Here is an 8377-nt window from a genome sequence, read left to right as displayed (position 1 = left end):
GTCGATTAAAGACCTCATTCGCAGAGTCGCGTTGGCCTGAGGAGGATATTTCCTCGTGGCCGGAGTACAAAATCATAAATCATTCATGGATATTCAGGGGTATAGATCATGATGTCACGACTCATTGTGCTGGCGGTCCTTGTGATTGGCGCCGGCGTGTATTTCTTGCTGGGCCCCAGTGTGGTGATGGGAGGGCCGTCCAAAAGCGAAATCGGGCGGGTGAGTCGCGAGGTCATGCGCGCCACCATGCCGTCGCCCGAACTGGCGAAGGCTGCCGAGACCGCGACCCTGTCGCCCAAGGGTATATGCAACAAACAGGGCGAGGTCTTTGCCTGCATGGTCGATGTGAGCATCGAAGGGTCTGAAACGAAAACCTTCATCGCCGAATTGCGCAAGGACGAGAAAGGCAACTGGGTCGTCGCCAAATAAACAGGGGGATTCAAATCCCCGATTTCTGGTTTTTATGAAGGAAGACGCATATGCATCTCAAGACTGTCACCGTGATTCTGTGTCTGTCGATGTCGGGGACGTCGGTCTTTGCGGAGAGTCTGACCATTACGCAGCGATCCATTGCGCAGGAAATGAGTGAAACCGTCCTGAATTACGCGATCCTCAGCCGCCTCAAGGACATGTGCGCGAATGTGGTCGTCGATGAGGCGAAGCTCTCCGCGCACAGGAATCATGTCGTGTCTCTTGCACAGAAAGTCTTCTCTTCCACGCAGGATTTCATGGTCGCGGCCGGGGCCGGCGAAAAGGAAAAGAGGGGCGCATCGATGCGTCGATTTTTCATGGATCGTGGCGTGAAATGGACTTCTTCCGCGAAAGAGTACTGCGAGCTTGCCCAGTCGCTGGAGGAAACCCAGTCAGCGCTGAGCGCCTACTTCCAATTCCGTCAATAACCGTGTTTCGATGTGTCTGCGGGGCAGGTGCATCGAGAACGATATTCCGACCAAGAGGATGATGAAATAATGAAACAGATTGCGGTAGCAGTTCTGGCGGGGGCCCTGGTCGTCCTGGGAGGGTGGCGCCAGTTCAATGGGGTTTCCATCTCCGCGGAGGATCAGGCTCTGTGCGAGCGCATGGTCAAGGAAAGATGGCCCGGCAACAACGAGGCGGCCACCACCATGTTGGGTAAATGCGCTTCAGATCCAGGCCTGGTGGCGATGATGACAGCGCCGGTGGGCAGCGGCGCGGCGGAGGTGGCCAGCGCCGTTTCGGCAGCCAACCAGAGTGACGTCATGTCCACGCTCGTGAATGCCGGGCTGATCGGGATCGGTGTCGGATTGCTGATCGGGTCCTCGCGGATGCGTCGCAAGTAATCATTCCAGCGGAAAGTAGTAAGCTGACAGGCGCGGACCCTCGAGGTCCGCATTTGCATCTTCCCTCACTGTCATGCCTGCGACGCCGTCTTCCGCCTCCGATCATTATCAACTGACCGTCCCCCTGCTGCTGACTGTGGCGCTGGTGGGGGTGTTCGCCTTCATTCAGGTGTATTCGTTGCAGTCGATCCTGCCCGAGTTGCGGCGGAATCTGAATGCCTCGGTGGTCGAGATCGGCAATGCCGTGGGGATGACGGTGCTGGCGGTGGCGCTGATCTCGCCTTTCATCGGCATGCTGTCCGATGCGTTCGGCCGCAAATGGCTGATCACGATGTCTGTGTTCGCGCTCGCCTTGCCCACGGCGCTGATGTCGCAGGTGGAGTCCGTGCATGGATTGATGGTGCTGCGGTTTCTGCAGGGCCTGGCCGTGCCGGGCGTGTCCGTGGTGGCGATCGCGTATATCGGCGAGGAATTCCACGGCGCAGCCATGGTGCGGCTGATCACCGGATACGTCACCGGTTCCGTGCTGGGCGGTTTTCTGGGCCGTTTTCTGATGGGGCACCTGACTGAATTCATGGTCTGGCGCACGGCGTTCGGGGCAATGGCGGTGATCAATCTGGTGGGGGCCTGGATGGTCTGGCGCGGCCTGCCGCCGTCGCGCCATTTTGTGGCCAGTGCCCGGTTCTCCGACAACCTGTCGGCGCTCGGCCAGTTGCTGCGCAACCCCTCCCTGCGGGTCGCCTGCGCGCTGGGGTTCACGATGCTGTTTTCACTGGTCGGCCTGTTCACCTTTGTCAATCTGCATCTGGCCGCGGCGCCCTATCGTTTCAGTTCCGGCGATCTGGCCAACATTTTCAGCGTCTACCTGCTGGGGGTGGTGGTCACGCCGCTGGCCGGCAAGATCATTCCGCGCGTCGGATCGCGGCGTACCGTGCTGGTTTCCGTGGTCGTGGCGGCGCTGGGGGTGCTGGGCACGCTGGCGGTGCCGGTCTGGGGGATCGTGGTGGCGCTCGCCGTGTCGGCTTGCGGGGCGTTCGTGACGCAGTCGGCGACGATGAGTTTCATTGCCCATCGGGTCACCAGTGGCCGGTCTCTGGCCAGCGGCCTGTATTACGCCGCGTATTATTGCGGCGGTTTTGTGGGGGCCTGGGGCTGTGGCATGGCCTATGATCTGGGCGGGTGGCCCGCCACCGTGGCGACGCTGTGCAGCATGCAGACGCTGGGATGGCTGATCGCCTGGCGCTTCATGCCTGGACTGGCTCAGCCTTTCGGGTCAGGGGCACCGCCATCGCCGTCCGGCCCGCCGCCTGTCCGTTGATGTCGTCTCCCGCCGTTGACCACGAATGCCTGCTGAATCCGGAGACCCGATGATCCCGCCCGAACTGCCCGCCGACCTGCTCGATTTCCTGCCGTGCCCGACGCCTGACGCCTGGGTCCGGCGGGCGTTGATCGACCAGGATGTCCTGCTGCTCGATCATCGCAACTGCGAGCTGAAGGCCGCCGCAACCGCGATGAGCCTGATTGCGCGTCACGGTCAGGATGTCGAGTTGTCGGCGGCGCTGTCGAAACTGGCGCGCGAGGAGCTGGTGCATCACGAACAGGTGCTGCGCATCCTGAAGCGGCGCGGCATCGCGCTGCGGCCGTTGACGGCCAGCCGTTACGCCTCCGGACTGCGGGCGGCGGTCCGTACGCACGAGCCGGCCAGACTGGTCGACACCCTGATTGTGGGGGCGTTCATCGAGGCGCGTTCGTGTGAGCGTTTTGCGGCGCTGGTGCCGCATCTGGATGAGGAGCTGGCCACGTTCTATGGCGGGCTGCTGCGTTCCGAAAGCCGCCACTATCAGGGGTATCTGCGCTTTGCACAGCGCTTTGGCGAGGCCCGCGATGTCGGGCGTTCGGTGATCCGGATCCGGCAGGTGGAGCAGGCGCTGATCGAGTCACCGGACACGGAATTCCGTTTTCACAGCGGCTGCCCGGCCGCCTGAGCCTGGCGTCAGTGCAGGTCCCGGGTATAGACGAATTTGGGCATGCTCCAGCCAAAGCGCAGCGCCAGCAGCCGCAGTCCCAGGCCGATGGCCAGCGCGCCGCCGGTGACGGCCTCCTGCTGCAGTTCGAGCGACAGTCCGGCAACGTACAGGGCGCCCGCGACGATGGATACCGTGGCGTAGAGCTCGGCGCGGAACAGCAGCGGGACTTCGTTGCAGAGCACGTCGCGCAGGACCCCGCCGACGCAACCGGTGATCATGCCCGAGACGATGGCGATGCCCCAGGGCAGGCCCAGGCTCAGGGCGATGTCGCAACCGATCACCGTGAACACCACCAGCCCGACGGCGTCGAGAAACAGGAACAGGTGGCGCAACGGATGGATGAATCGGGCCAGGGCGATGGTGACCAGAGCCGCGCCGCCGGTGATCAGCAGGTAGTAGGGGTGGGCGACCCAGGACAAGGGATGGTGGTTCAGCAGCAGGTCGCGCACCGACCCGCCGCCCAGCGCGGTGATGCAGCCCAGCAGGCAGACACCCAGCCAGTCCATTTCCCGGCGTCCGGCCGCGAGGGCGGCGGTCATCGCCTCGGCGGCGATGGCGATGAGGAACAGGACATGCAGGAATTCATTGGTGATCGCGCTGCTGGACAAGGGCGGCTCCGTTCGAGGGGGCGTGACAGGATGGATACTACGGCAGATTTTCCCTGAAAATCACATCCATGCGCGTGGCTTCGACCCCGGAAAGCACCGTGCGGTGTTCGCGCAGGTTGTTGAAGATGCGGATGCTGTTCAGCAGGGTGGTCAGGGGCGTCTGGTTGATGATGGCGTCCATGCCGCCGTCGATCAGCAGGGCGCGGGTGTCGGGCGTCAGGCCATGGCCGATGAACACGACTTCGTGCTGGCGCCTGCGTTCCTTCAGTGCCTGTCCGATGCCTTCCGCGCCGCTGCCGATGTTGTAGATGGCGGCCAGGTCCGGGTGCTCTTTCAGCAGGGCGATGGTCTGGCGATAGTTGGCCTGCGTGTCGTCGTAGCCTTCCCGCAGGCCGAGCACGCGCATGTGCGGATATTGTTCGGCGAACAGGCTCAGGAAGCCGGCCTCGCGTTCCTCATGCGCGCGGTAGCTGAGCGAGCCGGCGATCAGGGCGATCTTGGCGGATCGCGACGGTCCCACGAAGCGGGCGATCAACTGGGCCGCCGTGCGGCCGGCCGCGCGGTTGTCGAGACCGACGTAGGCGCTGCGTCGGGAATGCGTCAGGTCGGACACCAGGGTCACGCTCGGGATGCCGCGCTCGGCCAGCTCGGCGACGGCGTCCCGCACCTTGGGGGCTTCGAGGGCCATGAAGGCCACGCCGTCGCACTGACGGCCGCGCCGCAGCAGCATATGGGCCAGTGCGTCGGGGTCGAAGCTTTCCACCGAGGCGACGCGGCAACTGACATTGAAGGGCGCCCAGTGCTCCTGCGAGTGCCGTACCCATTCTCCCAGCATGTGCAGGAACTGGCTGCTGCGGGTGGGCAGGATGAACAGCAGGCGCATGGGCGGCGGCGTCATGGCGGCATACAGCTCCGCCTGCGGCAGGTAGTCGAGTTCGGCGGCGGCCTTCATGACGCGGTGCACCGTGGCGTGCCGCACGCCGGGGCGGCGGTGCAGGACGCGGTCCACGGTGGCGGGAGAGACCCCGGCCAGCCGGGCAATGTCCTGCATGGTGGGCAGGGAAGAGGGCAGGGATCGGGGCATGGAACGGTGCCTGTCGTATGCGTCGTTCAGGAACGATACAGCGTACTCCGGTTTTTGATGAATACCTCAAAACGCATCAAAAAACTGGCTTTCTGTTTTCCCCGGCGCCCCTCTATCCTACCCCTAGTCCACGGGATGACACCGGGATGTGAAACGAAGAAAGCACGATGGAGACACAAGGCAGGCTGGCGGGCCGCGCGGCGCTGCGATACGCCGTCCCCTCATCGAGTTGTTTGTGAACGCAGGCCTGCCCGCCCGTTGCAACTGATCCCGATTCGCGCCGGATGGCCGGATAGGATGTCCTTCAAATCGCCGGCGCCGGCGCCGGTACTCGACACCCCACAGGAGATGGAGACATGACTCAATCCAACAAGACCTTGACGCGCCGTGGCGCGCTGCGCACGCTGGCGGGCCTGCCCCTGGCGGCTTCGATGATCGGCCTGCCCCGGTTCGTGAGCGCGGCGGTGCCCGAATACGAATTCAAGTTCGGCAACAACCTGCCCACCAGCCACCCGTTGAATATCCGCGCGCTCGAGGCGGCGGCCCGTGTCGCGGAAGAAAGCAAGGGCCGGATGGCGGTCAAGGTGTTCCCCAACAACCAGCTGGGCGGGGATACCGACATGCTGTCCCAGGTGCGCAGCGGCGGGATCGAGATGTTCAATGCCGGCACCATGGTGATCGCCACCCTGGCGCCGATCAGTGCGATCACGGCCATCGGTTTCGCCTTCACCGACAGCGATCAGGTCTGGAAGACCGTGGACGGCAATCTCGGCAACAGCATCCGTGCTGCTTTCGCCAAGGTGGGTCTGTATACGCTGGAAAAAATGTGGGACAACGGTTTCCGTCAGGTCACCACCAGCACAAAGCCGGTGAAAACCGCCGCCGACCTGGATGGCATGAAGATCCGCGTGCCGGTCAGCCCGATGGGGATTTCCCTGTTCAAGGCCTTGTCCGCCTCGCCGACCAGCCTGCAGTTCAGCGAGGTCTATTCCGCTTTGCAGACCAAGGTCGTCGATGCCCAGGAAAATCCCCTCGCCATCGTGGAGACGGCCAAGCTGTACGAGGTGCAAAAATACTGCTCGTTGACCAATCACAGCTGGGACGGCTACCACCTGGTGGTCAATGGACGCGCCTGGCGCGGGCTGCCCGATGACTTGAAGACGATCTATGCGCGCGCCTTCAACGAGGCGGGCCTGCAGCAACGCGCCGACCTGGCCAAGCTCAACACCACGTTGCAGGACAAGCTGACCGCCGACGGCCTGCAGTTCAACAAGGCCGATGCGCAGAGCTTCCGCGAACAGCTTCGCAAGGCCGGGTTCTATGCCGAATGGAAGGAAAAATTCGGTGAAGAAGCCTGGAGCCTGCTGGAAGCCTCCGTCGGCAAGGTGTCCTGATGACGGCGAGCCACGACGGCCTCGCCGCCTGGGAGACCGGCGCCCAGGAAATCGAGGAGCCACAGGTCGAGACCGGTGTGCTGGCCTGGCTGGACCGCGTCCTGGGCATCGTGTCCGAATGGCCGGCGATGGTGCTGGTGCTGGCCGAGGTCTGCGTCCTGTTGTCGGGCGTCGTGGCGCGTTATGTCTTTCATGAGCCGATCGTCTGGACCGATGAGCTTGCTGCCATCATGTTCCTGTGGCTGTCGATGCTCGGCGCCGTCATCGCGTTGCGGCGCGGCGCGCATATGCGCATGACCGCGCTGGTGTCCCGGTGCGCACACGATACCCGGCTGTTCCTGGATGCCTTTGCTCTGGCAGCCGCGCTGGTGTTCCTGGTGCTGCTGATGATGCCCGCCTGGGAATATGCGATCGAAGAAGCCGTCATCGTGACACCGGCCATGGAGATCAGCAATGCCTGGCGGGCCTCGGCCCTGCCGGTGGGGACGGTGCTGATGCTGGCCGTGTGCGTGGTGCGCCTGTTGCATTGCGGTCCGGCGGCCAGGGTGCTGCCGGCCGTGCTGACGGCCGTGACGCTGGCGGTGGCCTTCTGGCTGCTGGGGCCCGTGCTGATGTCGCTGGGCAAACTCAATCTGGTGATCTTTTTCGCCGGCGTGGTCGGCGCCTGCGTCTTTGCCGGGGTGCCGATCGCGTTTTCCTTTGCCCTGGCGACATTCGGTTTCCTGGCGTTGACGACGCGCACGCCGATGGTGGTCCTGGCAGGCCGGCTGGACGAAGGCATGTCGCATCTGATCCTGCTGGCGGTGCCGCTGTTCGTGCTGCTGGGCATGCTGATCGAGATGACCGGCATGGCCCGCGCCATGGTGCAGTTCCTGTCCAGCCTGCTGGGTCACGTGCGCGGCGGCCTGAATTACGTGCTCATCGGCGGGATGTATCTGGTGTCTGGGATTTCAGGGTCCAAGACCGCCGATATGGCGGCGATCGCGCCGGTGTTGCTGCCCGAGATGAAAAAGCGCGGCGCCAAGCCCGGGGACCTGATCGCGCTGCTGTCGACCACCGGCGCGCAGACCGAGACCATCCCGCCGTCGATCGTCCTGATCACGATCGGTTCGGTCACGGGCGTGTCGATTTCCGCGCTGTTCACGGGAGGCATGCTGCCGGGGCTGGTGCTGGGTCTGGCGCTGTGCGTCATCGTCTGGCGGCGTTATCGCAACGAGGACATGAGCAACGTGCCCCGGCTTTCCCGCAGCGAGATCTTCCGGACTTTTCCCATCGCGCTGCCGGCGCTGGCCCTGCCGTTCGTGATCCGCGCCGCGGTGGTCGAGGGGGTGGCGACGGCCACGGAGGTGTCCACCATCGGCATCGCCTATGCCGTGCTGGCGGGGCTGCTTTTGTACCGCCAGTTCGATTTCTCGCGCCTGCCGGGCATCCTGATCGAGACCGCGACCCTGTCGGGCGCGATCCTGTTCATCATTGGCTGCGCGACGGGCATGGCCTGGGCGCTGACGCAGTCGGGTTTTGCCCATGACCTGGCGCAGGCCATGACCGGGCTGCCAGGCGGGAAATACACCTTCATGGCGGTTTCGCTGGTCGTGTTCATCGTGCTGGGCAGCGTGCTGGAGGGCATCCCCGCCATCGTGCTGTTCGGTCCGCTGATGTTCCCCATCGCGCGCGCCGTGGGCATTCACGAGGTGCAGTACGCCATGGTGGTCGTCCTGGCGATGGGAGTGGGCCTGTTCGCGCCGCCTTTCGGCGTGGGCTACTACGGCGCGTGCGCTGTGGGCAAGGTGGATCCCAAAGAAGGGGTCGGGCCGATCTGGGGGTATATGGCGGCGCTGCTCGTCGGCCTGATCCTGGTTGCGGCCATCCCCTGGATTTCCATCGGTTTTCTCGATACCTGATTTTCTACATGCCTGATTCTGTCATGACAGGATCTTTTTCTGGG

Annotated in this window: 9 protein-coding genes; 7 read left to right on the top strand and 2 right to left on the bottom strand. The window is 63.9% G+C overall.

Translation table 11 applies throughout. The features are described 5' to 3' along the window. The first annotated feature begins 108 nt into the window (after window positions 1-108). The 5 genes from ACK5JE_RS12940 (at window position 109) to ACK5JE_RS12920 (ending at window position 3304) form a co-directional block, all read left to right on the top strand. Window positions 109-429, top strand: coding sequence for a hypothetical protein (locus ACK5JE_RS12940; protein ID WP_416802105.1), 321 nt, complete (start codon window positions 109-111; stop codon window positions 427-429). 50 nt (window positions 430-479) lie between these two features. Then, window positions 480-899: a hypothetical protein gene (locus tag ACK5JE_RS12935; RefSeq protein WP_416802104.1), complete on the top strand. Its 420-nt coding sequence runs from the start codon at window positions 480-482 to the stop codon at window positions 897-899. Window positions 900-968: 69 nt separating this feature from the next. Next, a complete protein-coding gene (locus ACK5JE_RS12930) occupies window positions 969-1319 on the top strand; it encodes a hypothetical protein (RefSeq protein ID WP_416802103.1) in 351 nt (116 codons plus the stop codon). Window positions 1320-1392: 73 nt separating this feature from the next. Continuing rightward, window positions 1393-2637: an MFS transporter gene (locus tag ACK5JE_RS12925; RefSeq protein ID WP_416802102.1), complete on the top strand. Its 1245-nt coding sequence runs from the start codon at window positions 1393-1395 to the stop codon at window positions 2635-2637. Window positions 2638-2686: 49 nt separating this feature from the next. Then, window positions 2687-3304, top strand: coding sequence for a tRNA-(ms[2]io[6]A)-hydroxylase (locus ACK5JE_RS12920; protein ID WP_416802101.1), 618 nt, complete (start codon window positions 2687-2689; stop codon window positions 3302-3304). 8 nt (window positions 3305-3312) lie between these two features. On the opposite strand, the gene ACK5JE_RS12915 is transcribed toward ACK5JE_RS12920, so the two are convergent. Next, window positions 3313-3939 carry a trimeric intracellular cation channel family protein gene (locus ACK5JE_RS12915; RefSeq protein ID WP_416802108.1) on the bottom strand — a complete coding sequence of 209 codons (627 nt, stop codon included), beginning with the start codon at window positions 3937-3939 and terminating at the stop codon, window positions 3313-3315. 52 nt (window positions 3940-3991) lie between these two features. Then, entirely contained in the window at window positions 3992-5038 is a 1047-nt protein-coding gene (locus ACK5JE_RS12910) for a LacI family DNA-binding transcriptional regulator (RefSeq protein WP_416802100.1), read from the bottom strand. Between the two features lie 356 nt (window positions 5039-5394). Here ACK5JE_RS12910 and ACK5JE_RS12905 point away from each other — a divergent pair, with 356 nt between their 5' ends. Together ACK5JE_RS12905 and ACK5JE_RS12900 are read left to right on the top strand one after the other, a co-directional pair. Continuing rightward, entirely contained in the window at window positions 5395-6432 is a 1038-nt protein-coding gene (locus tag ACK5JE_RS12905; protein ID WP_416802099.1) for a TRAP transporter substrate-binding protein, read from the top strand. Window positions 6433-6560: 128 nt separating this feature from the next. Further along, complete coding sequence (locus ACK5JE_RS12900) at window positions 6561-8333, top strand: TRAP transporter large permease subunit (RefSeq protein ID WP_416802107.1); 1773 nt, start codon at window positions 6561-6563, stop codon at window positions 8331-8333. Window positions 8334-8377: the final 44 nt, after the last annotated feature.

The organism is Castellaniella sp., assembly GCF_047971665.1.
Lineage (GTDB): Bacteria > Pseudomonadota > Gammaproteobacteria > Burkholderiales > Burkholderiaceae_B > Castellaniella.
The sequence above is the reverse complement of the archived record's forward strand: the minus strand, read 5'-3'. Positions and strand labels throughout refer to the sequence as shown.

What these genes read in the sequence shown, in the direction of transcription:
- ACK5JE_RS12940 (WP_416802105.1), top strand. Translation starts at nt 109, where the DNA reads ATGATGTCACGACTCATTGTGCTGGCGGTCCTTGTGATTGGCGCCGGC.
- ACK5JE_RS12905 (WP_416802099.1), top strand. Translation starts at nt 5,395, where the DNA reads ATGACTCAATCCAACAAGACCTTGACGCGCCGTGGCGCGCTGCGCACG.
- ACK5JE_RS12910 (WP_416802100.1), bottom strand. Translation starts at nt 5,038, where the DNA reads ATGCCCCGATCCCTGCCCTCTTCCCTGCCCACCATGCAGGACATTGCC.
- ACK5JE_RS12935 (WP_416802104.1), top strand. Translation starts at nt 480, where the DNA reads ATGCATCTCAAGACTGTCACCGTGATTCTGTGTCTGTCGATGTCGGGG.
- ACK5JE_RS12925 (WP_416802102.1), top strand. Translation starts at nt 1,393, where the DNA reads ATGCCTGCGACGCCGTCTTCCGCCTCCGATCATTATCAACTGACCGTC.
- ACK5JE_RS12900 (WP_416802107.1), top strand. Translation starts at nt 6,561, where the DNA reads ATGGTGCTGGTGCTGGCCGAGGTCTGCGTCCTGTTGTCGGGCGTCGTG.
- ACK5JE_RS12920 (WP_416802101.1), top strand. Translation starts at nt 2,687, where the DNA reads ATGATCCCGCCCGAACTGCCCGCCGACCTGCTCGATTTCCTGCCGTGC.
- ACK5JE_RS12930 (WP_416802103.1), top strand. Translation starts at nt 969, where the DNA reads ATGAAACAGATTGCGGTAGCAGTTCTGGCGGGGGCCCTGGTCGTCCTG.